This window comes from Nocardia yamanashiensis NBRC 100130 (genome assembly GCF_001613325.1).
Taxonomy (GTDB): Bacteria; Actinomycetota; Actinomycetes; order Mycobacteriales; family Mycobacteriaceae; genus Nocardia; species Nocardia yamanashiensis.
This window is the reverse complement of the sequence record NZ_BDCD01000021.1, coordinates 186177-209455: the sequence shown is the minus strand read 5'-3', so window position 1 is coordinate 209455 and position 23279 is coordinate 186177. Positions and strand designations below refer to the sequence as shown.

Annotated in this window: 11 protein-coding genes; 3 read left to right on the top strand and 8 right to left on the bottom strand. The window is 68.0% G+C overall.

The features are described from left to right. Positions 1–26: 26 nt before the first annotated feature. Positions 27–1916, bottom strand: coding sequence for a serine/threonine-protein kinase (locus tag NY1_RS25230; protein ID WP_084535316.1), 1890 nt, complete (start codon positions 1914–1916; stop codon positions 27–29). A 298-nt stretch (positions 1917–2214) separates the two neighbouring features. Between NY1_RS25230 and NY1_RS25225 the strand changes: the two genes are divergently transcribed. The 3 genes from NY1_RS25225 (at position 2215) to NY1_RS25215 (ending at position 9812) form a co-directional block, all read left to right on the top strand. Beyond that, entirely contained in the window at positions 2215–5469 is a 3255-nt protein-coding gene (locus NY1_RS25225) for an arabinosyltransferase domain-containing protein (protein ID WP_067718392.1), read from the top strand. Positions 5470–5581: 112 nt separating this feature from the next. Then, the gene (locus NY1_RS25220; protein ID WP_067718195.1) at positions 5582–8914 is read left to right on the top strand and encodes an arabinosyltransferase domain-containing protein; all 3333 of its coding nucleotides are present in this window, start codon (positions 5582–5584) and stop codon (positions 8912–8914) included. Positions 8915–9041: 127 nt separating this feature from the next. Continuing rightward, complete coding sequence (locus NY1_RS25215; protein ID WP_084535332.1) at positions 9042–9812, top strand: alpha/beta fold hydrolase; 771 nt, start codon at positions 9042–9044, stop codon at positions 9810–9812. Positions 9813–9827: 15 nt separating this feature from the next. Here the strand turns inward: NY1_RS25215 and NY1_RS25210 are convergent, their stop codons facing one another. The 7 genes from NY1_RS25210 to NY1_RS25180 all read right to left on the bottom strand — a co-directional run bounded on the left by NY1_RS25210 (position 9828) and on the right by NY1_RS25180 (position 23190). Beyond that, positions 9828–10028: a DUF5988 family protein gene (locus NY1_RS25210; RefSeq protein WP_067718190.1), complete on the bottom strand. Its 201-nt coding sequence runs from the start codon at positions 10026–10028 to the stop codon at positions 9828–9830. Positions 10029–10099: 71 nt separating this feature from the next. Continuing rightward, a complete protein-coding gene (locus NY1_RS25205) occupies positions 10100–11641 on the bottom strand; it encodes an acyl-CoA carboxylase subunit beta (protein ID WP_067718187.1) in 1542 nt (513 codons plus the stop codon). Positions 11642–11694: 53 nt separating this feature from the next. Beyond that, complete coding sequence (gene pks13, locus NY1_RS25200) at positions 11695–16893, bottom strand: polyketide synthase Pks13 (protein WP_084535314.1); 5199 nt, start codon at positions 16891–16893, stop codon at positions 11695–11697. Between the two features lie 112 nt (positions 16894–17005). Then, the gene (gene fadD32 / locus NY1_RS25195) at positions 17006–18931 is read right to left on the bottom strand and encodes a long-chain-fatty-acid--AMP ligase FadD32 (RefSeq protein WP_067718184.1); all 1926 of its coding nucleotides are present in this window, start codon (positions 18929–18931) and stop codon (positions 17006–17008) included. Between the two features lie 560 nt (positions 18932–19491). Further along, positions 19492–20469, bottom strand: a complete 978-nt coding sequence (locus tag NY1_RS25190) for a cutinase family protein (protein WP_067718180.1) — start codon at positions 20467–20469, stop codon at positions 19492–19494. 6 nt (positions 20470–20475) lie between these two features. Beyond that, positions 20476–21012 carry a DUF732 domain-containing protein gene (locus NY1_RS25185; RefSeq protein WP_067718177.1) on the bottom strand — a complete coding sequence of 179 codons (537 nt, stop codon included), beginning with the start codon at positions 21010–21012 and terminating at the stop codon, positions 20476–20478. A 138-nt stretch (positions 21013–21150) separates the two neighbouring features. Next, complete coding sequence (locus NY1_RS25180) at positions 21151–23190, bottom strand: alpha/beta hydrolase-fold protein (RefSeq protein WP_084535313.1); 2040 nt, start codon at positions 23188–23190, stop codon at positions 21151–21153. Positions 23191–23279 lie beyond the last annotated feature (89 nt).

Sequence of the window (23279 nt, the reverse complement as noted above, 5' to 3'; positions counted from 1 at the left end):
CGCGGCCCACGGTCATGTGCCACTCGCTATTTCAGCGGGGCACGGGCCAGCCAGTCGGTGAGGACGCTGTCGATGGTGTGGCCGGGCCAGCGGAGCAGTACCACGAAGCGGGAACGTGGATCGCCGTCCGGGAAGGTGACGGCGGTGTAGATGCGGCGGGCTTCGTTGTCCTGGTCGGTGGCCGGGTTGACCGCCGGGGTGGTGGTGAGGGTCAGTTCGCCCGCCACGTCGGGATGGGTGCGTGTCTGAGTGGCGGCGTTGCCGTTGAAAAACAGGTCCGCGACGGATCTTCCCGGCCGAGTGCCGAAATCGTAGAGGTCGTAACGCATTTGGCCGCTGTTGTCGTCGGCATTGCAGACGACGCGGCGGGAGCCCTGGGTCGCGGGGGCCTCCGTGGTGGCGGGATCGCGTTTCTGACAGGTCGCGCCCTGCCAGCCGACCGAGCGGCCCGCCGCGGAGAGCTGGCCGACCAGGCTGGGGAAGGCCTGGGCGATGGCGTCGTGGTCGCCCCAGGACTTGGCGACGTCCTCGGCGTGGGTGTACGTGATCAGCCCGCTCACATCGGTTTTGCGGCTGAGGCGGCCGTCGGACAGGAAGTTGAGGGTGGTGGGGGCGTTGGCGCGGCAGGCGTTCGCCGGTTCGCGGGTGACGATCTGCGATTGGCCGATGAGGACGCGGTCGCCTTCCGACGGGACCTGATCCAGGGGCGCGGCGAACTCGCAGTGGAACGGGGAACCGTTGGGGAGTACGCCGTCCACGATGCTGGACATGATGGAGTCCTGGGGTTTGCCCTGCTGGACCGTCAGGCGGTAGTTGGTCTGGCCTTCGGTGGCCAGCCAGGTGCCGAGGAACTTTTCGGGGACGGCCCCGCCGGCGGGGGTGCTCGTGGTGTCGCGCTGGGCGAGCGCGATGCCGACACCGGCCGCGATGACCGCCGCCGCGACGACGGGGATGAGCGCGCGACTGCGGAACAGGCGCTGCCAGCGCGGTTTCCGGCTGCCGCCGATGGACCAGGCCGAGCCGGGGCGCGAGGGTGTGGGTGGAATGAAGCGGGCGGGTGCGGTGACCGCGACCGCCGGATCGGAGTAGTAGGCGGCCAGGGCGGCGTCGGTGAATTCCACGCAGGTGGGATAGCGGTCCTCCGGGTCCTTCGCCATGGCGCGGGCCAGGATGGGGTCCAGGGAACTGGGTAGCTCGGGGCGAACTTCGCTGACACGCAACGGATCTTCCTGCGTGTGCGCGTGCACCCAGCTCAGCGGGTTGTCCGCCTTGAACGGCCGGTGGTCGGTCAGCAGCACGAAAAGCGTGCAGGCCAAGGAGTATTGGTCCGAGCGCGGTCCGACCGGCTTACCCGACACCTGCTCCGGGGACGCGAAAGCGAAAGTGGCGGAGATATTTCCGGTCTGGGTGAGCTTGGTGGTCTCGTCGCGCAGGCGGGCGATGCCGAAGTCGGTGAGCAAGGCCCGCTCCGGCCGACCGCTGTCCGGTTCCGCCACAAGGATGTTGGACGGTTTCACATCGCGATGCAGGACGCCTTTGCCGTGCGCGTAGTCCAGCGCGCCCGCTATCTCACCTCCGATCCGCAGCGCCCGGTCTGCCGAAATCCCGTGCAGGTCAGCGGCATCCACCCCGTCGATGTACTGCATGGATATCCACAGCTGATCCTCGGCGACCCCCCGGTCGAAGATCTGCACGATATTCGGATGGTCGAAGTGCGCGGCGATCTCCGCCTCGCGCTCGAAGCGACGCCACACAGCCTCTTGACCTGTGTATTCATCGCGTTTCAAGATCTTCAACGCGGTTAGCCTCGGCAGGCGTGGATGCCGCGCCGCATACACGACGCCCGAACCCCCGGCACCAATCCGCCGCTGAATCACATACCCGGCAATAACTTCGCCGGGACGCAGCTCGGTCATGGTTCCTCTTCGTCTTCCGGCCCGGCCCCTCGCCCAGTACGGATACCAACCATCCTGACGGACATCCGCCGGGACGGCCACCGCCCGTCTGCAGAACGGGAAGGAAAGCTCGGGGGCAGCCCCCGAACCCCCGGCAGGGATTCGGACCCAGCTGGACAACTGATCTCGTGAGATGCGGGTAACTCACCGGGTACGCCCGAAATCGGCGTCGCGCGAAAACGCAGGCACGCGTGCGAAACCGGCCACGCCACCCGGCCGTGCGCAAGAGTCGCGGAGAGGCGGATTAGTGTCGGTGCTCGTGCGCGAAGACACCCGAGCGTTTCACCGACTCCGCTTCATCGCCCTGGTATCCGGGCTTCTCGGATTCCTGCTGGCGGTGATCACGCCGATTCTGCCGGTCGAGCAGGATCGGCCGGTCTTGACCTGGCCGCAGGGGGATTCGGCCAGTGTGGAGGCGCCGCTGGTGTCTTATGTGCCGCTGGACCTGGAGGTTCGGCTGCCCGGTTCGATGTGGGCGGGGACGGATCCGGCGAAGAGCACGACGGTGTTCTCGACGGTGCCCGCCGCTTCCGGCAAGGCCATCGACAAGGGGCTGGTGGTCAAGCTCGAGGACGATCCCAAGCAGGGGCGGGTCGTCTCGGTGCTGGTGCGCAATATTCCGCTGCTGTCGGTGCCGACGGCGAAGATGCAGGACGGCGCGTGGCTTTCGATCACCTCGGATTCGGCGCGCACCCGGGTCGAGGCGGCCGGGGTCGCGGGTGAGCCCGATGCCGTCATCGGGGAGGTGGCGGGCGACAGCCGGCCGCAGGTGGTCGGGGTGTTCACCGATCTGGATCGGCAGCAGATCCGCGAGGCGCACGCGCGGATCGACATCGATGCCCGATTCAGCACCACGCCTTCGTGGTTGAAGCGGCTGGCCATCATCGGCGCGGTGGCGTTCACGCTGAACGCGCTGCTCGCGCTGCACCTGATGGACACCACCGACCGGCGACGCGCCCGGCGCTTCCTGCCCGCGCACTGGTGGCGGATCAGCCTGGCCGATGTGACGGTGCTGGGCACGCTGGTGGTCTGGCATTTCATCGGCGCCAACACCTCCGATGACGGCTACATCCTGAATATGGCCCGGGCCTCGAAGGATTCGGGGTACATGGCCAACTACTACCGCTGGTTCGGCGTCGCGGAGGCCCCGTTCGGCTGGCCGTACGAGGTGCTCGCCTGGATGACCCGGATCAGCGATGCCAGCCCGTGGATGCGGCTGCCCGCGCTGCTGGCCGGCATCACCTGCTGGCTGGTGATCAGCCGGGAAGTGCTGCCGCGCCTGGGCGCCCGGGTGCGCCGCGACAATGTGGCGATCTGGACGGCGGCGCTGGTGTTCCTGGCGGCCTGGCTGCCCTACGACAACGGCCTGCGGCCGGAACCGCTGATCGCGGCGGGCGCACTGCTGACCTGGTGCTGCATGGAACGCGCGATCGCGACCGGCCGCCTGCTCCCGGCGGCGACGGGCGTGCTGATCGCGGCCTTCTCACTGGCCGCCGGGCCGACCGGATTGATCTGTATCGCGGCCCTGGTCGCCGGCTCGCGTCCGGTGCTCCAGGTGATCCTGAAGCGCGCCAAGACCGGACCGGGTTCGGCCGTGCTGCGCTACGGCGCGCTGCTCGCCCCGGGCATCGCCGCCGGCACCCTGGTCATCGTGGTCGTCTTCGCCGACCAGACCCTGGCCTCGGTCATGGAGGCCACCCGCGTCCGCACCCTGGTCGGGCCGAACGTCGCCTGGTTCGACGAACGCACCCGCTGGGACGCGCTGCTCTCGCTCTCCCCCGACGGCTCCCTGGCCCGCCGCTTCGGCATTCTCGCCATGCTGCTGTGCCTGGGCGTATGCGTCATGGTCATGCTGCGCAAGAACGGCCGCATTCCGGGCACCTCGCGCGGGCCGTCGGCGCGCATTCTCGGCATCGTGTTCATGTCGCTGTTCCTCATGATGTTCACGCCCACCAAGTGGACGCACCACTTCGGCGTGTACGCGGGACTCGCCGGTTCGGTGGCGGCGCTGGCGGCGGTCGCGGTGGGCGTCAACGGGATTCGCTCGCCACGAAATCGGACATTGTTCACGGCGGCCGTGTTCTTCCTGCTGGCTATCACCTTCACCGGGTCCAACGGCTGGTGGTACGTCTCCAGCTACGGCGTGCCGTTCTACGACAAGGCCCCGCTGGTGGCGGGCAAGGGCTTCTCCACGCTGTTCCTCGGGCTGGCGGTGCTGAGCCTGCTGTTCGCGCTGTGGCAGCACTATCGCGAGCCGTATGCGAAGGCCACCGCGCCACGCAAGTTCGACAAATTCGCCACCATGCCGCTCACCATCGCGGCGGCGGTGCTGGTGCTGTTCGAGGTGCTGTCGCTGGCCAAGGCGGCCGTGACGCAGTACCCGGCGTATTCCATCGCCAAGTCGAATATCAAGTCGCTGGGCGGGGATTCGTGCGGTCTCGCCGACGACGTGCTGGTGGAGACCAATACCGAACAGTCGCTGCTGCATCCGTGGACCGGGTCCGACGCGGACGGGCTGTCCGCCGAGAACACCGGCTTCACCCCCGACGGCGTCGCCGCCGACCTCACCGCCGACGCCGAGGAAACCACCACCGGCAGCGCCAATTCGGTGAACGAGGACTCCAAGAACAAGACCACCAACACCACCGGGGCGGGCACCGGCGGTGGGACCACCGAGCAGACCGGCATCAACGGGTCGAGCGTGGCACTGCCGTTCGGGCTGAACCCCGCCACCACGCCGGTGCTGGGCAGCTACACCGACGAAGAACAGAAGGTCGCCACGCTCACCACCCAGTGGTACCGGATGGATCTGAGCGACAGCGTGCGCAACGACCCCGCCTACAAGGTGCTGGTGGTGACGGCGGCCGGGCGGATCAAATCGTTCAACAAGGACGGCGTCCAGACCTATGGACAGGATCTGTTCGTCGAATACGGGACGCGGGACGCCGACGGGAACATGAAGGACGTCGGGCGGATCCGGCCCATCGATATCGGCCCGAATCCGTCCTGGCGGAACCTGCGGGTGCCCTTGGACCAGATTCCGGTGGGGGCCAACTCGGTTCGCCTGGTGGCCAATGACGCCGACATCACCCCGCGCCAATGGCTGGCCGTCACGCCGCCGCGCCTGCCGCAGCTGAAGACGCTGAATTCCCTTGTCGGCGATCAGGCCCCGGTGCTGGAGGACTGGCATGTGGGGCTGGCGTTCCCGTGCCAGCGGCCGTTCGACCACAAGGACGGGGTCGCCGAAGTGCCGGACTGGCGGATCCTGCCCGACCGGGTCGGGGCCGACGCCTCCAACGCCTGGCAGGACGATATCGGCGGCGGACCGCTGGGGTGGACCGGGCTGCTGTTGCGGTCCAAGACCATTCCGTCCTATCTGAACGACGACTGGGGCCGGGACTGGGGATCGCTGGAACAGTTCACGCCGTGGGTCCAGGCCCCGGCGGCACAGCTGGAGGTGACGGTGGAGACCCGATCGGGCCTGGCCAAGGACGCGCCGATCCGAGCCAGGTAACCGCAGTCCGACCTTTGGTTTCCCCGGCGGCGCGGCACGCATCTCGGTATGCGTGCCGCGTCGCCGTAGTGAACAGCGCCACTGAGGGCTGGGGGCTATACGATCAGCAACCGTGTCCGACGCCTCCGCAGTGCTGACGAAGCCGCCGCAACCGGCTACTCCCCCCGCGTCCCCGCGCGACTTCCGGATCGCCAAGACGATCGCCATAGTCGCGGGTCTGCTGGGCGCGTTGTTCGCGCTCGCCACCCCGTTCCTTCCGGTGCAGCAGACCACCGCGGCGATCAACTGGCCGCAGCACGGGTCGTTGCAGAGCATCGATGCGCCGCTGATGTCGCAGGTGCCGCTGAGTCTCGACGCCACCATCCCGTGCAGCGCTGTGCAGCAGCTGGATCCGCGCGGCGGCATCCTGCTGGCAACCGCGCCGCCGCAGGGCAAGGGCGCGGATCTGGAGGCCATGTTCGTCCGGGTGTCGGGCGAGTCGGTGGACGTGCTGGATCGCAATGCGGTGGTGGTGTCCGCGCCGCGCGAGCGGATGAGCGAATGCTCGTCGATCGTCATCACCTCGGACAGCGACAAGACCTACGCGCGCTTCGAGGGCCTGACCCGCACCATCGAGAAGCCGACGGCCGACGGCGGCCGCGAGCTGGTGACGGTGCCGGTCGAAGGCCAGCTGGGCGGCGATCTGCGGCCGCAGGTGGTGGGCGTCTTCACCGATATGAAAGGCGCGGTGCCGGAGGGTCTTTCGTTCCACATGGACGTGGACTCGCGCTTCTCCTCCACGCCGACGCTGATCAAACTGGTGGCGATCATCGCCGCCGTGCTGCTGACGCTGCTGGCCATGGGCGCGCTCGGCGTGCTGGACACCAGTGACGGGCGCGGGCACCGGCGCATTCTGCCGGCGCACTGGCTGAAGCCGACCTGGGCGGACGGCGGCATCATCGGCACGCTGCTGCTGTGGCATTTCATCGGCGCCAACACCTCCGACGACGGCTACATCCTGACCATGGTCCGGGTCGCCCCGCACGCGGGCTACATGGCCAATTACTTCCGCTGGTTCGGCGTGCCGGAAGCGCCGTTCGGCTGGTACTACTACGTCATCCAGGCGTTCTCGGAGATCTCCACCGCGAGCCCGTGGGTGCGAATTCCCGCGCTGCTCTGCGGCATTCTGTGCTGGCTGGTGATCAGCCGCGAGGTGGTGCCGCGGCTGGGCAACGCGGTGTCCAAGTCCAAGGTGGCGCTGTGGACCGGCGGGCTGGTGTTCCTGGCCTTCTGGCTGCCCTACGACAACGGCCTGCGCTCGGAGCCGATCGTGGCGCTGGGCGCGCTGCTGACCTGGGTTTCCATCGAACGGGCCATTGCCACTTCACGATTGCTGCCCGCGGCGGTGGCGGTCCTGATCGCGGCGTTCACGCTGGCGGCCGCGCCGACCGGTCTGATGTGTGTGGCGGCGCTGCTCGCCGGCATCCGGCCGCTGGTCGCGATCGCGGTCCGGCGGCGCAAGCAGTTCGGTGACGTGGCGCTGCTGGCGCCCATCGCCGCGGCCGGAACCCTGGTCCTGGTGGTCGTTTTCGGCGACCAGACCTTCTCCGGGATCATGGAGGCGAACCGGGTACGGCAGGCCACCGGGCCGAATCTGGCCTGGTACAAGGATTATCTGCGGTACTACTACCTGTTCGTGGAGACCGTCGACGGCTCGCTGTCGCGGCGCTTCGCCTTCCTGGTCATGATCCTGTGCCTGATCACCACCATGCTGGTGCTGCTGCGCCGGCGGCAGGTGCCGGGCATCGCCTCCGGTCCGACCTGGCGGCTCATGGGCGTGGTCTTCGGAACCATCTTCTTCATGATGTTCAACCCGACCAAGTGGACCCACCACTTCGGCGCGTACGCGGGCATCGCGGGTTCGCTGGCGGCGGTGACGGCGGTCGCCGTGTCCGCCACCGCATTGCGCTCCCGGAAGAACCGGTCGGTGTTCCTGGCCGGGCTGCTGTTCACCCTGGCGCTGGCCTTCTCCGGCATCAACGGGTACTGGTACGTGTCCAGCTACGGCGTGCCGTGGTTCGACAAGCGGGTGTCGCTGCACGGCGTGCAGTCCAACACCATCGTGCTGCTGCTGTTCGGCCTGGCGCTGGCCGTGGTCGCCTGGCAGGGCCTGCGCGAGGGCTACGCCAAGCCGCTCGCCAACGGGAAGACCCAGCGCGGCAAGCGGATCCGCAAGTTCGCGGCCATCCCATTGACCGTGGTGGCGGCGCTCATGGTCATGTTCGAGGTGCTGTCCATGCTCAAGGGCGCGGTCTCGCAGTACCCCGCGTATTCGCTGGGCCGCTCCAACTTCGACGCCATCACCGGTCAGAGCTGTGGGCTGGCCAATGACGTGCTCGTCGAAACCGATGTGAACAAGGGCAATCTCACGCCCATCGCCGATCCGGCGCATCCGCCGCAGGGCGGCGATCCGCTGGCCGGTGAGAACCCGGTCGGCTTCTCCCCCAACGGCGTTCCCGAGAAGCTGGACGCCGACGCCGTCGAGGTCAAACCCGGCACCGGCAATACCTCCACCCAGACCGTGGGCCCCGCCTTCGAGGAGGGCCAGAACGCCGGCACCGGCGGCGGCAAGGGCGCGGAAGGCGTGAACGGTTCCACCGTCGCACTGCCCTTCGGCCTCGACCCCGCCACCACCCCGATCATGGGTTCCTGGCAGGACGGCGTGCAGCAGCCCGCCACCCTGACCTCCAGCTGGTACGGGCTGCCCGCGCGGTCGGACGACTCCCCGCTCATCGTCATCTCGGCGGCGGGCCGGGTGCTGTCCTTCGACTCCACCGGCAATATGACCTACGGCCAGACGCTGGTGGTGCAGTACGGGCACAAGAACTCCGACGGCACCGTCACGGAACTGGGCGAATACCGTCCCCAGGACATCGGCCCGGCCCCGTCCTGGCGCAATCTGCGAGTCCCCTTCTCCGCCTTGCCCGCCGAGGCCGACGCGGTCCGCATCCACGCCGTCGATCCCATCCTGATCGGCGACCAGTGGCTGGCCTTCACCCCGCCGCGCGTCCCCAAGCTGCAGACCCTCAACGACTACCTCGGTTCCGAGCAGCCCATCCTGCTGGACTGGGCGGTCGGCCTGCAGTTCCCGTGCCAGCGCCCCTTCGATCACCGCTACGGCGTCGCCGAGGTCCCGAACTTCCGCATCCTGCCGGACCGGCCCCTGGCCATCAGCTCCACCAACACCTGGCAGGCCGAGGAATTCGGCGGCCTGCTGGGCTTCAGCGAAATGCTGGCCTCCTCCAAAACCATCCCCACCTACCTGAACGAGAACTGGGACCGCGACTGGGGCTCCCTCGAGCAGTACACCCAGCACTACCCGGACGCCGATCGCTCACCCGAGATCGAGACCGGCACGGCCACCCGCTCCGGCCTCTGGTCCCCGGGCAAGATCCGCGCCTCCTGATCCCGCTCAGCCCCTGAACGAGTGGCCGTCCACGAAACGTGGACGGCCACTTGCTTTTCCGATGACCTCACTGCGAACGGGTACCCCTTGTGCGGACGAGCCCCCGGCACCCGGAAGGATGGACACCATGGTGAATGTTCAACTCGGCGATGTGGCGACCTGGTACGACGTGCACGGTGACGGTGAGCCGGTGGTGCTGTTGCACGGGTCCTTCGTCGATTCGCGAATGTTCGCTCCCGCCATGGAATCGCTGGTGGGGCGGTTCCAGGTGTACAAGACCGATCGCCGGGGGCATGGGCGCACGCCCGATGTCGAGGGGCCGCTGTCCTACGAGGTGATGGCGGACGATCTGATCGCGTTCCTGGAGAAGGTGGTGGGCGAGCCCGCGCATCTGGTCGGGTACAGCTCCGGCGCGAATGTCGCGCTGCTGGTCGCGCTGCGGCGGCCCGATCTGGTCCGGAAGCTGGTGCTGATCAGCGGGAACTTCCATCACGACGGCTTGCTGCCGGGGGTGCTGGAGAGCTTCACCAGCGCAGCGGCGATGGAGCATCTGGGCGGGCGGTACGGCGAGGTCTCCCCGCAGGGCGAGGACCACTTCCCCGTCGTGGTCCGCAAGATCGTCGAAATGGAGCGGGTGGAACCGGCGCTGACCACCGCGGACCTGTCCGGTCTGCGGGCGCGCACCCTGGTCATGGCCGGGGACGACGATGCCATCGCGGCGGAGCACACGCTCGCGCTGTATCGCGCGATTCCGGACTCCGAACTGGCCATCATCCCCGGCACGTCACATCTGCTGGTGATGGAGAAACCGGCCGAGGTCTACTCCCTGGTGGCCGGCTTCCTCACCAAGGATCCGGTGCCGACGCGCCAGCCCATTCGCCGCGCCGCGCACTCCTGACCGGTTCGCATCGCCTCAGCCGTCGATGTGGGCGATCCATTCGTATACCGGAAGACTGCCCTCGGGGGTGTCCTGCCAGCGTGGCGTCACCTTGAAGCGCTCGTACCCACCCCCGAAAGCGACCCGCAACTCTATGCCCGGCGGGGTAATCGGCACGATCCGTTGTTTCAGGCCGTCCGGCCCGCCTTCGAGCAATGCCTTCGGTGAGCTACTCATAGCTGAAGGCTCTCACATTCGGTCCGGACGACCGATCGATTCGGTGTAATCGGCGAGCCGCAGCGGGTGCGTCAGAGCGGCAAAAGGTGGTGTTTACGGGGGTTGCGCGGGATCTTCTTGTCGCGCAGCAGGTGCAGGGCGCGGCGGATTTCCAGGCGGGTGGTGGCGGGGTCGATGACGGCGTCGATATAGCCGCGCTCGGCCGCGACCCACGGGGTGGCGATGGTGGCGTTGTAGAAGTCGATCATCTGCTGGCGCATGGCCGCGCGCTGCTCCTCCGGAGCCGCCTCCAGCGACTTCGCGCCGATCAGGCTGACCGCCGATTCCGCGCCCATGACCGCGATGCGGGCGGTCGGCCAGGCCAGGTTCACATCCGCGCCGAGCTGCTTGGAACCCATGACCGCGTAACCGCCGCCGTAGGACTTGCGGATCACCACGGTGACCTTGGGGACGGTGGCCTCCACGAACGAGAAGATGAACCGGCCGCCGCGCTTGATGACGCCGATCTTCTCCTGTTCCACCCCGGGTAGGAAGCCGGGGGTGTCGACGACGAAGACCAGCGGGATCTCGAAGGCGTCGCAGAGCCGGACGAAATGTGCGGCCTTGTCCGAGGCGCGGGCGTCCAGCGCGCCGGCGTAGACCATCGGCTGATTGGCGACCACGCCGACGGTGCGGCCGTCCACCCGGGCGAAACCGCAGATCACGTTCTTGCCCGCGGACGCGCCGAACTCGTGGAACGCGCCGTCGTCGAAGATGCGGATCAGGATCTCGTGCATGTCGTAACCGGCATTGTCGGCATCCGGCACGATGCCGTTGAGTTCCAGATCCGATTCGGTGAGTTCGGGTTCCAGCCCCGGATTCACGATGGGCGGCAGCTCCTGGCAGCTGGACGGCAGATAGCTCAGGTACTCGCGCACCCATTCGAACGCCGCCGCCTCGTCCTTGGCGACATGGTGGATATTGCCGTACTGCGCTTGGGAATTCGCGCCGCCGAGCTCCTCCAGCGACACGTCCTCGCCGGTGACCTCGCGAATCACCTTGGGACCGGTGACGAACATGTACGCGGCCTCGGTGGCCACCACCACATCGGTATTGATGGGCGCGTAGACCGCGCCGCCCGCGCAGCTGCCCAGGATCATGGAGATCTGAGGCACCAAGCCGGACAACGGTTCCTGCCGCCGGCCCAGTTCGGCGTACCAGGCCAGCGAGGTCACCGCCTCCTGCACGCGCGCGCCGCCGGAATCGTTGATGCCCACCACCGGGCAGCCGACCTTGGCCGCGAATTCCATGATGCCGGCGACCTTGCGGCCGAACATCTCGCCGACCGAACCGCCGTAGACGGTCTGGTCGTGCGAGAAGACGGCGACCGGACGACCGTCCACCAGGCCGTGGCCGGTGACCACGCCGTCGCCGTACAGCGCGTTCTTGTCGCCCGGATTGCGAACCAGCGCACCGATTTCCACGAAGGTGCCCGGATCGAAGAGCATATTGATCCGGTCGCGGGCGGAAGGGATGCCCTTGCGCGCCCGCTTCGCGATACCCGCTGCTCCTGCCGGTTCCCTCGCGACGTCCAGCTTCTGTCGCAGGTCGGCGAGTTTCCCGGCAGTACTCACTGGTCCCCTTTCGGCTGAAAACCTACTTTCGCAGAACCTGTTTCGCTGTGGAGCTATTTCGGATGCGTGTCGATCTCGGCGAGCTTCTTGGTGAGATCGGCCCCGATGGTCGCGATACGCGGTTCGTCGATGATCTGGAGGTGGTCGCCCGGAATGTGGATGATCTCCAGATCCGGAATGTGCTGCTCCCAGCCGCCATTGGGCAGACGCTCACCGAAACGCGGTTCCAGTTCGATGATTCCGTCGTGGTAGCGGTCGGCCAGGTAGAGCACCACGTGACCTTCGTAACGCAGCGGCGACAACCGGTAGAGCTCACCGCCGTCGATGAACGAGGTGCGCTGATGTTCCAGCACACCGCCGGGGATGTCGACGCCCGCGAACTTGACCAGCTGCATGACGATATCGATCTGTTCCTCGTCGGAGGCGGCGGCCAGCTCTTCCAGCTGCTCGTCGTCCAGTTCGCCCTCGAAGCCATAGGTCTTCTTGGCGAAGTTCTGGAACCGGCGGATGCGCGCCACGCGCTCCTCCGGGGTGTCGACGTGCGGCTGCGACGGCAGCGCCACATCGATCAGGCCGACCACGCCCACATCGTGGCCGTCGGCCCGCATCAGCTCGGCCACCTTGAGCGCGAACACGCCACCCAGCGACCAGCCGTACAGCACGTACGGGCCCTCCGGCTGCCGCTTCAAGATCTCCGGAATGTACTGGCGCGCACGCTCTTCGATGGAACCGTCGACCCGCTCGAACCCGTACACCGGGGTGCTCGCGGGCAGTCGCTTCACCAGCGCGTCGTAGGCGAGGGTATTGCCGCCGGAGGCGTGGAAGACGAACACCGGCGTCGCGGTGGAACCGGCTTCCCGTGCGCGCAGGGTGCGCACGAAGCCCTCCACGTCATTGCCGTGCTCCTGGTAGGAGGCCACCAGCTCGGCCAGCCGCTCGATGCTCTTGCAGGCCCGCACTTCCTCGGCCGGGATCTCGGCCTGCACCCGCTCGGACAGGCGGGCCACCAGCTTGGCGAAGGTGTCCTCGTCCAGTTCGGGCAGCGCGTTGAAGATGCCGCCCGCCGACTTGCCGGTCACCAGCGCCCAGGTGGCGAAGGCGAGGCGTTCGGGGGCATTGCGCGGCGGCACATTGTCGGCGTCGGTTTCGGCGATCGGCGCGGACGCCTCGTAGTCGGCGGTAACCGCTTCCGGCGCAGCCGCTTCGGTGATCTGCTCGGCCTCGGCCACCGGATCGGTGGTCTCGGTCTGCGGCAGCGCTGTGTCAGCCTGCGGCGACGCGGTCTCGGTCTTCGGCAGCAGCGCGGCCGGATCGCCGCCGGCCGCCATGGCGGCGCGGGCGGCCGAGACGAAGTCGGCGTCGACGGTGATGTCCTCACCGGCGGCCTGGCGCGCGGCGATCTCGTCCAGCTGATCGCGATGCTCGATGGCGTAGCGCAGCACCTTGCCCACCTCGAGCAGGCTGGCGTCGCGGACCGCCTGCAGCTGCAGCTGCGGGATGTCGAATTCGTATTCGACGCGGTTCTTGATGCGCATGGCCATCAGCGAGTCGAGCCCCAGCTCCATGAGCGGGATCTCCATCGGCAGGTCCTCCACGGCGTAACCCATGGACTCGGCCACGATGATGCCCAGCCGCTGCTCGATGGTCTGCGAGCCGTTCGGGTCCCAGCGCTCACCCGGAGCGGCCTCGATGACCGCGACCTCGGCGGCCGGAGCGGCGGCGATCGGCTGTGCCACAGCGGATTCCGGCAGCGGCGCGCCGGAGGTGACGACCGCGTCGAACAGCGGCCGGAAGGCATTGCCCTCCTTGGCGTGCACCGACACCGACGCGCCGCCCGGATGCGGGGTGAGCGTGGTGGTCAGGGTGCCCGACAACGGCAGCGCGAGATGCGCGACCGAGGCGCCGACGGTGACGTCCGAAAGCACCTGCGCCGCAGCGGCGTGCACCAGCGCGGTCAGGTCGGTGACGGCGCTCGCCTGCACCTCCCAGACGTGGCGGCCGTCCGGCAGCGCCACATGCGCGCCGGGGACGCGGGTATTGCTCGCGCCGCCGCCGAAACCGCCGGATGCCTTGGGCCAGTACTGCTTCCGCACGAACGCGGTGCGCGGCACGTCCGCGTAGCCGCCGCCCGCCGGCACCAGCGAGGGCAGGTCCACGTAGTGGCCGTTCACGTACAGCTGGGCCAGCGCGGTGATGATGCCCGCGGCTTCGTCTTCCTTGCGCTTGAGCGTCGGGATGAGCGCCGCGTTGTGCACCCCGGCCGCGAAGGTGGTGCCCATGACCTGCATGAGGGCCACCGAGTTCGGGGCCAGCTCCAGGTAGGTAGTGATGCCGGTGTCCACGGCCTGCCGGATGGCATTGGTGAAGTACACCGAGCCGCGCATATTGGTGACCCAGTAGTCGACGTCGTGCACCGCGTCGTGACCCGCGCGGAAGACGCCGTCCTTGCGGACCGTCGAGTACAGGTCGTGCTTCGGCTTGGTCGGCTCCAGACCGGCCAGCTCCGCGGCCAATTCACCGAGCAGCGGATCCATCTGCGAGGTGTGCCCGGCGCCGCGGGTCTGCAGCACGCGCGCGAACTTGCCCTCGGATTCGGCCCGCGCCACGATGGCGGCGACCTGATCGGGCATGCCGCCGATGACCGTATTGGTCGGCGCGGCATAGACCGCCACCTCGATATCGGGGAATTCGGTCTCCTGGAGCTTGGCGACCTCCTCGGCGGAGTACTCCAGCAGCGCCATATTGCGGACCTGATCGTCGGTGATCATGGCCTCGCCCTCGCCCATCAGGCGCGAGCGGGCGCAGATCACCCGGACCGCGTCCTCCAGCGGCAGGCCGCCGGAGATGTACGCGCCCGCGACCTCGCCCTGCGAGTGGCCGACCACGCCCTCCGGCTGTGCGCCGTGCGCGCGCAGGATGGCGGCCAGGCCGACCTGGATGGTGAAGGTGCCGACCTGGCCGGTGCCGATGTCCCAGTCCTGGGCATCGTCGAGAATCATTTCCTTGACCGAGTAGCCGGCCTCGTCGAGCACCAGCTCGTCGACCTCGTCCACGGCCTTACGGAAGATGGAGTTCTCGGTGTAGAGCTGCTTGCCCATCTTGCGGTGCTGGGCGCCGAAACCGGCCATCACCCACAGCGGTCCGCGAATGGACGGGGAGTCGGCGGTGAACACGCCGGTGCCCGGCTTGCCCTCGGCGATCGCGCGCAGCCCGGCGACGGCCTCTTCGTGCGTCTTGGCGATGACCACGCCGCGCGAGCGGCCGTGATTGCGCTTGGCCAGCGACCGCGCCACATCGGCCAGCGGAGTCGCCTGTCCCGCTTCCGATTCCAGCCAATCGGCCAGATCGGCGGCGGCGCGGCGGCGGCGCGAGGGCAGGTAGGCCGAGACCGGGAGGATCAGCGGCAGCGGCTCTTCGCGATTGCCCCATTCGGGTTCCGGCGCAGCGGCTTCCACGATGCGCTCGGCTTCGGCGATGACGCCGGTGGTCTCGTTGTCGAGGTCGTCGCCGGCCTCGTCCGCGGTGTCGGCGACGGGAGCGGCGGTGGCGGGCACGTACTCCTGGACGACCACGTGCGCGTTGGTGCCGCCGAAACCGAAGCCGGAGATGCCGATGGTGGCCTTGCCGCTGTAGCGCGGGAATTCGGTGGGCTCGGCGACGACCTTGAGGTGCGCGGTGTCCCACGGAATGAACGGGCTGGGGTTGGCGAAGCCGAGGTTCGGCGGAATCACATTGTGCTGCAACGCCATGATGACCTTGGCGAAGCTGGCCGCGCCCGCACCGGACTCCAGGTGACCGAAGTTGGTCTTGGCCGAACCGAGCAGGGCGGGCTTGTCGTCGTCGCGGCCGCGGCCGACCACGCGCGCGAGGGCATCCGCCTCGATGGGATCGCCCAGCGCGGTGCCGGTGCCGTGCGCCTCGATGTAATCGACGGTGGACGGGGCGATTCCGGCGTCCCGGTACGCCCGGCGCAAGCATTCGGCCTGCGCGTCCGGGTTCGGGGCGAGCAGACCGTTGGAGCGGCCGTCGTTGTTGACGGCCGAGCCCTTGACCACCGCGTAGATGGTGTCGCCGTCGCGTTCGGCGTCGGCCAGGCGCTTGAGCACCACCATGCCGCCGCCCTCGGAACGGACCATGCCGTCCGCTTCGGCCGAGAACGCCTTGACGCGACCGTCCTTGGCGATACCGCCGTTGGCGTCGAAGCCGAGCGAGGCGGCCGGGGCCAGGATCATGTTCACGCCACCGGCGACGGCCAGATCGGCTTCCCCGCCGCGCAGCGCGCGCACGCCCTCGTGCACCGCCACCATGGTGGAGGAGCACGCGGTGTCGACCGAGACCGACGGGCCGCGGAAGTCGAAGAAGTAGGAGACGCGGTTCGGGATGATCGACGAAACCGAGCCCATGATGCCGTAGGCCTCGGCGGAAGCCGGGGTGCCGGGTTCGGCATTGCCGACGCCCATGGCGGCCAGCATCATGAAGTCGTTGCCGGTCGAGCCGATGTACACGCCGACCGGTTTGCCCTTGAGCTCGTTGGCCGGAATCCGGGCGTGCTCCAAGGCTTCCCAGGTCAGCTCGAGCGAAAGTCGCTGCTGCGGATCCATGCGCTCGACCTCGACCGGCGAGGTGGCGAAGAACTCCGCGTCGAAGCCCTTGATGACTTCCTGATCCAGGTAACCACCCTGGACATTCGACTTCTCGATGATGTCGTCCAAGCGCGGGTCGCCCCGGAACTCGTCCCAGCGGCCCTCGGGTAGGTCGCGGACGCCGTCACCGCGGTTGATCAGGAATTCCCAAGTGGATTCGGGCGTCTCGCCCGCACCCGGCAGCCGGGTGGACAGCCCGACGATGGCGATATCGTGCGCCTCGTCCGGGTGGAATCCGGCGGTGTAGAACGACTCGTCCACCGATTCGACCGGAAGATCCGGTTCCCCGTTGATGATTCGCTCGGCCAGCGACGCGATGGTCGGGTGCTGATAGACGACGGTGGCATTGAGCAGCACGCCCGTGAGCTCTTCGATGTCACCACCGAGCGCGAGCGCATCCCGCGAGGCCAGCCCGAATTCCTCCATCGGCCGGTCCACGGTGATGTTCTCGAGCGGCTGCCCGGTCGCGTCGGCGACCCACTTGCGCAGCCACTCCCGCAGTTCCGGCACCGTCATGTCCGCACCCGTGGGCGCGGATTTCGGCGCGGCTTCGGCAGCCGGAGCGTTCTCGGTCGTGTTGGTGGGGGGCATGCCCTCGTTCTCAGCCATCAGTCCTCAAGCTACCTGTCTGCGTAGAGTGCGCGGCAGTGAATCGGTGGTGATTCAACGAATGGCGCGAGCCGCTGCGGGCTCGCGCCATTCAACCGATGAGACTTACGCCTCATTCCTCGTCTGGTGCATCGGGGAAAGCTTGCTGCGTGTAACCACCACGCAGTGTGCCTTCCAAGTACGCCGCCTTGCAGGCACGACGCGCGATCTTGCCACTGGAAGTACGGGGAATCGAGCCCGCGGGCACCAGCAGGATGTCACGCGCGGTGACGCCGTGCCGGGAGGAGACCGCCGCGCGCACCGCGTCGGCGATGGGCCCCGGATCCGCCTTGCCGGCGCCCGGACCCCGCTCCGCGACGATAACCAGCTGTTCGCTGCCGTCTTCCTCGTCGAACGTCAGACCCGAATGGCTGTCCTGCGCAAACACTTCGGCCGGCAGCTGGTTGGCCGGGACCGCGAAGGCCGCGACGAAACCGGGGCGCAGCGCCTTGGAGGCTTCCTCGGCGGAGAACTCCAGGTCCTGCGGGTAGTGGTTGCGGCCGTCCACGATGACCAGGTCCTTGACCCGGCCGGTGATGTACAGCTCGCCGTCCACGTACACGCCGTAGTCGCCGGTGCGCAGCCAGTTGCCTTCGGCCGGAACGCCTTCGGCGTGGCTCTTGCCGTCGGTCAGGCGGCGGGTGAGCCGGTTCCGGAAGGTCTTCTGGGTTTCCTCGGCGCGACCCCAGTAACCGATGCCGATGTTGTTGCCGTGCAGCCAGATCTCGCCGACCTCGCCCTCGGGGAGCTCGCGCGCGCCCTCGGGATCGTCGACGGTCTCCGGGTCCACGATGGCGCCCCACTGCGAGAGCGCGACGTAACCGCAGGACACCTGTGCGATGGAGTTGGGCGCGCCCTGCTCCACCTTCACGATGCGGCCGGCATTGAGCTCGGCGCGATCGACGTAGATGACCTTGGCCTCGTCCTCGTGCCGGGTGGCGGAGACGAACAGGGTCGCCTCGGCCATGCCGTAGCAGGGCTTGATGGCGGTCTTGGGCAGGCCGTACGGGGCGAACGCCTCGTTGAACTTCTTCATCGACTTGGTGGTCACCGGCTCGGAGCCGTTGATCAGGCCGATGACGTTCGACAGGTCCAGCGCTTCGCCCTGCTTGGGCAGGCCGCGCACGGCGGCGTGCTCGAAGGCGAAGTTCGGTGCGGCGGCGAAGGTTCCGGCGCCGTCCGATACGGCGGCGAGCTCGTTGATCCAGCGCGCGGGGCGGCGGACGAACGAGGCGGGCGACATGATGGTGATGTACTTGCCGCCGACGGCGGGCAGGATCACGGTCAGCAGACCCATGTCGTGGTAGAGCGGCAGCCAGGTGACGCCACGCGAGTTCCAGTTCAGATCAAGGGCGTTGACCATCTGGAGAACGTTCGTACCGACCGCTCGGTGCGTAATTTCCACACCGGCGGGCACGCGTGTCGAACCCGAGGTGTACTGCAGATACGCGATATCGTCGACCGCGATATCGGGGCGGATCCACGACTCGCCCACGCTGTCCGGAATGGCGTCCACGGCGATGATGCGGGGACGCTGCGCGGCGGGCAGCGACCGGAAGAACTGGCGAACCCCGGCGGCGGAGGAGCTGGCCGTCAGGATCGCCGCAGGCTCACAGTCGCCCAGCACCGCGTGCAGGCGATCGGTGTGACCCGGCTCGTCCGGATCGAACAACGGCACCGAGATGGTGCCCGCATAGATGGCGGCGAAGAAGGAGATCACGTAGTCCAGGCCCTGCGGAGCGAGGATCGCGACCCGATCGCCCCGCTTGGTCACCTGCTGCAGTCGGGCGGCCACCGCGCGCAGCCGGGTGCCGAACTGACTCCAGGTCAGATCCTGATACTCACCGTCGCGCTCGCGTGAGTAGTCGATGTAGCGGTACGCCAAGTCATCGGCGTCGTTACCGTGGGTGTGCTTCTCGACGTAGTCGACGAGGGTGCTGCCCTCGGGAATCGTGATGTTCCCCGTTTCGTCGAGGTAATCGTCGAAAGTCTCGTCCATTCCTTCTTCTCCTCCGAGGCACACGCGGCGGCATACGGCGATTGTGCCGCTGTTACCTGTGAGGCCCCGACTCTCTTTCGCCCGCGGGAGCAGCTCCATGCGAGAACCGACCTGCAGAATTCGTTTGCGGTCTGCGCGGTGACCGTCTATTGGCTAGATGTTCTCAAACCAGAGACATGTTACAGAGGAGTAGATCGGCCATGCTTCGGAGCGGCCGAACATCTCCCAGCTCACAGTCTCGTCTGAAGCAAAGACCGACGCGAATGCCTCCAAATGGGTGGGTGGGAACCCACAAACGACACAACAAGGACATGGATGTGAGTTGAAGCACCTCCCGACCTCGGGGGGTGTCGCAACCCGGAGCACTTTACTAGGTGACCCTGAAACTGGGGGGTCGGAAGGTGTCTGATTGCCCTCCGCTGCGCTCCGGGCGGGTTCGCGGCCTCTATGTCTCGTTCTTCCTTCCCTCCGCTCCCCCGCTTCGCTCCTCCGCTCCACTCAGTCCAGAACGAGACGGCCGCGAACTTCTCGAGTTCGCGGCCGTGAGCAGAGCGCCGTTTTCACGAGTGCGCGGGATGGGGTGCGTTCTCGATGAGTCCGCTAGCCCAGTTGACGGTCCACTGGGTCGCGGTGGTGCCGTTCTCGTCCACCACGAAGCCGTTGTAGAGGCTGTGCACCGGGTTGCCCGCGGCGCGGACCAGGGTGCCGAGCGAACCGAGGATATTGGCCGGATTCAGTGCTGCCGCAGGCGAATCGCAGATGAGGTCGCCGGTGGCGCAGATGGTGTAGGTGCGATCGGCGAGCGAGCCGTAGCCGCCGCGCGGTCCGGTCATGGTGATGCCAGGGACGTTCAGGCCTTTGAGCGCGACCTCCGCGCCCACCCCGGCCGGGGAGGCGCCGATCTCCAGGGCCTTGCCGTCGCCGCCTTCGTCCCGGCGGCCGTCGGCGATGGTCATCACACCGAGTACCTGCTGCGCCGGCACCGGCCCCTTGTTCGCGCCGATCTGGGCCGCGAGATCGCCGGCGATCACCGCGCCCTGGGAGAAACCGGCCAGCACGTAGGTGGTGAGCGGGCACTTCTTGTACGTCTCGGCCAGTTTCGCGTTGGCGCGGTCGTACCCCTCGGAGCGGCTCTTGTTGTAGGACGCCTGCCCGTCCGGCGGAATCGCGATCGGATTCGAGAACTGCGCCACGTACGGCACCGTGTAGACCTCGAGCCGCTGCTTGTCGAACTTCTCGCGCACCGGGTTGGAGATGTTCAGCATCAGCGACGCGGGGTTGGCGGTCGGGTTGTAGGGGTCGTCATTGCTGTTCGACTCCCAGGTGCCGGGCACGGACAGCATGAAAACGTCCGGGCAGTCGGCGGATTGCGAGGTCGGCGGCTGCTCCCCGCCCGGCTTCCCGGGCTTGGGCAGGTGGAGCCGGCCGGCCAGCAGGTACCACAGCAGCAACGCCAGAATGATCACGATCACGATCACGGCGATGATCAGCAGGCAGCCTGCCGGTTTGGACCGGCGTCCGGAGCGGCGCGTCGACATTCGTCCCTACTTGCAGTAGCTACTGGAGGCGACTTCGTAATAGATCTTGCCCGCCTGCTCGACCGGCATCTTCGACTCGTCGAAGCTCGGATCGGAACCGGCGATGGCGGTCACGTACGTGATGATCTGATCCTCGGGCGCATTGCCCGCCTTGCCCTGGCACACCAGATTGCCCGCGGTGAGGGCGATATCGGTGGAGGCCGGGGTGATGCCCTTCTTCTTCAGCTCCTCCAGGAACGTCTTGTCCTTGTCGGTGAGCGGAGTGGCATTGCTGGGGGTGGTCACGTACTGGCTCGGGACCGGCTGCGGGCGCTCGACCGGGGCCGGGCTGGTCGGCGCGGCGGCCTCCGAGCTGCCGGACTGGCCGCCGGACGGGGCCTCGGCGGACGGGGTGGCGGGAGCGGACGCGGCTGCCTTGGACGTGGTCGGGGCCAGCGTGGGCGTGCTCTTGGCGGTCGAGTCGTTATTGCCGCAGGCGGCGAGCAGGCCGACGGCAGCCAGGGTGGCCACCACGCCGACAACCTTTCCACGGGTCCGATGCATTTATTCGTTTCCTTGATCTGTCTGCGGGCACAAGGTCGGACCCCAGGCTAGCGGTAACCGCTCGCGACGTCCCGGGCTCACAAACGAACCTCATCGACTTCTCAGCGTCCGGCACGCCCGTTGTGCTGGCGGGTCGCCTCAGTTGTTGGGCCGCACTTCAGGACCGAGTGCGGGGATGGGGAGGGGGAAGCCTTCGACCGGTTCCGGGGCGGCGGGCGTGGGAGCCGCCTGCTGTTCCGGCTTCGCCGCGGGGCGCTGTTCGGGCTTGTTCTCCACCGGTTTGGCGTCGGGTTTGGGGTCGACGACGCCGGGGAGGGCGATCGGCTTGCCGTCGTGAGTCAGGGCCTGGGGCTTGCCGTCTCGGACCACGATGGAGCCGAACTGGAAGGTCTGCTGGACGCCGCCGGGGACCTGGGTCTCGTCGGCCATCGGGAAGCCGAGGTTGCCGTTCTCGAAACCCAGTGCGCCCCAGGCATCCATGATCGGTCCGTTGCGCACGCCCCAGGCGCCGGAGAGCGGGCTCCAATAGATATTGCCGTTCTCGAAGGCGCTGTAGCGGCCGAAGTCCTTGAGCGGCTGCTCGTCCGCGACCGGGAAGCCGTACGGGCTGTTCTCGAAACCGAGCGCGGAGTACTTGCCCAGGATCAGGCCCTGCACCAGATGCGCGCCGGTCTTGGGGCTGAAGTACATCGGCCCGTTCTCGAAGCCCTGGACCACGCCGTCCCGGCTCGGGGTGCGCTGTTCGAGTCCGGTCGGATAGCCGGCCGGGCTGCGCTCGAAACCCTGTTTGCCCCAGGCGTCCAGAACCGCGCCGCGCACCGCCTGGGCGCCGGTCTGCGGGGTCCAGTAGATGGATCCGTTCTGGAAGGTCTGCCAGCGCCCGCGGCCGTCGGGCAGGCCGCCGTCGCCGGCCGTCGGGAAACCGAGACCGCTGGCCGCGCCGTTCAGGCCCGCGTAGCTGCCGCCGATGGCCCCACCGGTCGGCTGGGCGCCGGTGGCCGGGGAGAAGAACACCTGCCCGCCCCGGAAGTCCTGCGCCACACCGTTGTTGACGGGGTATTCGCCGGTCAGGCAGTCGCCGAGCCAGTTGTTGGCCTGTGCCACACCGGCGATGGCGCCGCCGAGCGTGCACTGCCCCGCGGTGGCGTCCACGCCGAGCGCGGCGGCGGTCTGCGGCCAGGACTGGCGCATTTCGAAGTCCCAGTACGGCCAGGTGTGAGTACCGGACGGGCGGTAGTTGACCTGTACCGGAATATTCAGCTTGTTCAGCTTGGCCACGAAGTTCTGGGTGCTCAAGCGGGACAGCACTTCCAGGCCCATGCCCGCGTAATTGCTGGTCAAGCCGGGCAGATCACCGGGCGGATCGGTGGCGCCCGCGGTGCCGCTGCCGCTGGAGACGTACAGGCTCAAACCCCGCAGCTTCTCGGCCAATTCGTAGGGGTCGTGCTCTTTCCACGCGTCGTTGCCGGGCGGGCCGAACATGGCGGTGGAGTCGAAACCGCCGGCGTCCTTCATGGCGAAATTGACCGCCTGCGGCATGCCGAGCGTGGTGAGGGTGAGAAAGCCGGAGTAGGAGGCGGCGTGCTTGACCCAGCCGGGATTGCGGGCCGCGAGCATCATGGCCGCGCTGCCGCCCATCGAAAGCCCGGCCACCGCACGCTGACTCGTGGCGCGCCACTGGCTCTCCAGCAGCGGCGGCAATTCCTTGGTGAGGAAGGTTTCCCACTTGTAGTTGCGGCCGTTGTTGGGCTCCAGCCAGTCCGCGTAGAAACTGGACTGACCGCCCACCGGCAGCACCACCAGGGTGTTCTTGTCGGCGAACCAGCCGGCCGCGCCCGCGTCCTTGGTCCAGCCGTTCTCGTCGTCGGTGGCGCGCAGGCCGTCGAGCATGAAGAGCACGGGGTACCGGGCGTCGGGGCGGGAATGCCAGTCCCGGGGCAGCAGCAGTTGCACCTCGACCGGCGCGCCGGTGGCGGGCGAGTTCACCCACAGCGACACGCGGCGGTCATTGAGCCACTGCGACTTCTGCACCGAGGCGGGGACGCCCCCGGTCTCGGGGGCGGCCGCGACCGGTCCGGCCGCGACGACAGCGCCTGCGGCCAGCGGGAATACCGCCGCGAGGGCGGCTATCGCGCCGCGCCGGCGCGCCCTTCTGGTCCCACGAACAACTCCAGCCACACAAGTGTTGTACCCCCGATCGGCCGCGGTTCCGGGTAGGACGCGCGGGAATCGGGGGCACTACAGCAAACGACCAGTTTTCAAGATCG

Bases quoted from the DNA above. Each gene is read 5' to 3' on its own strand.
- NY1_RS25230 (WP_084535316.1), bottom strand. From the start codon at position 1,916: ATGACCGAGCTGCGTCCCGGCGAAGTTATTGCCGGGTATGTGATTCAG.
- NY1_RS25215 (WP_084535332.1), top strand. From the start codon at position 9,042: ATGGTGAATGTTCAACTCGGCGATGTGGCGACCTGGTACGACGTGCAC.
- NY1_RS25210 (WP_067718190.1), bottom strand. From the start codon at position 10,028: ATGAGTAGCTCACCGAAGGCATTGCTCGAAGGCGGGCCGGACGGCCTG.
- pks13 (WP_084535314.1), bottom strand. From the start codon at position 16,893: ATGGCTGAGAACGAGGGCATGCCCCCCACCAACACGACCGAGAACGCT.
- fadD32 (WP_067718184.1), bottom strand. From the start codon at position 18,931: ATGGACGAGACTTTCGACGATTACCTCGACGAAACGGGGAACATCACG.
- NY1_RS25190 (WP_067718180.1), bottom strand. From the start codon at position 20,469: ATGTCGACGCGCCGCTCCGGACGCCGGTCCAAACCGGCAGGCTGCCTG.
- NY1_RS25185 (WP_067718177.1), bottom strand. From the start codon at position 21,012: ATGCATCGGACCCGTGGAAAGGTTGTCGGCGTGGTGGCCACCCTGGCT.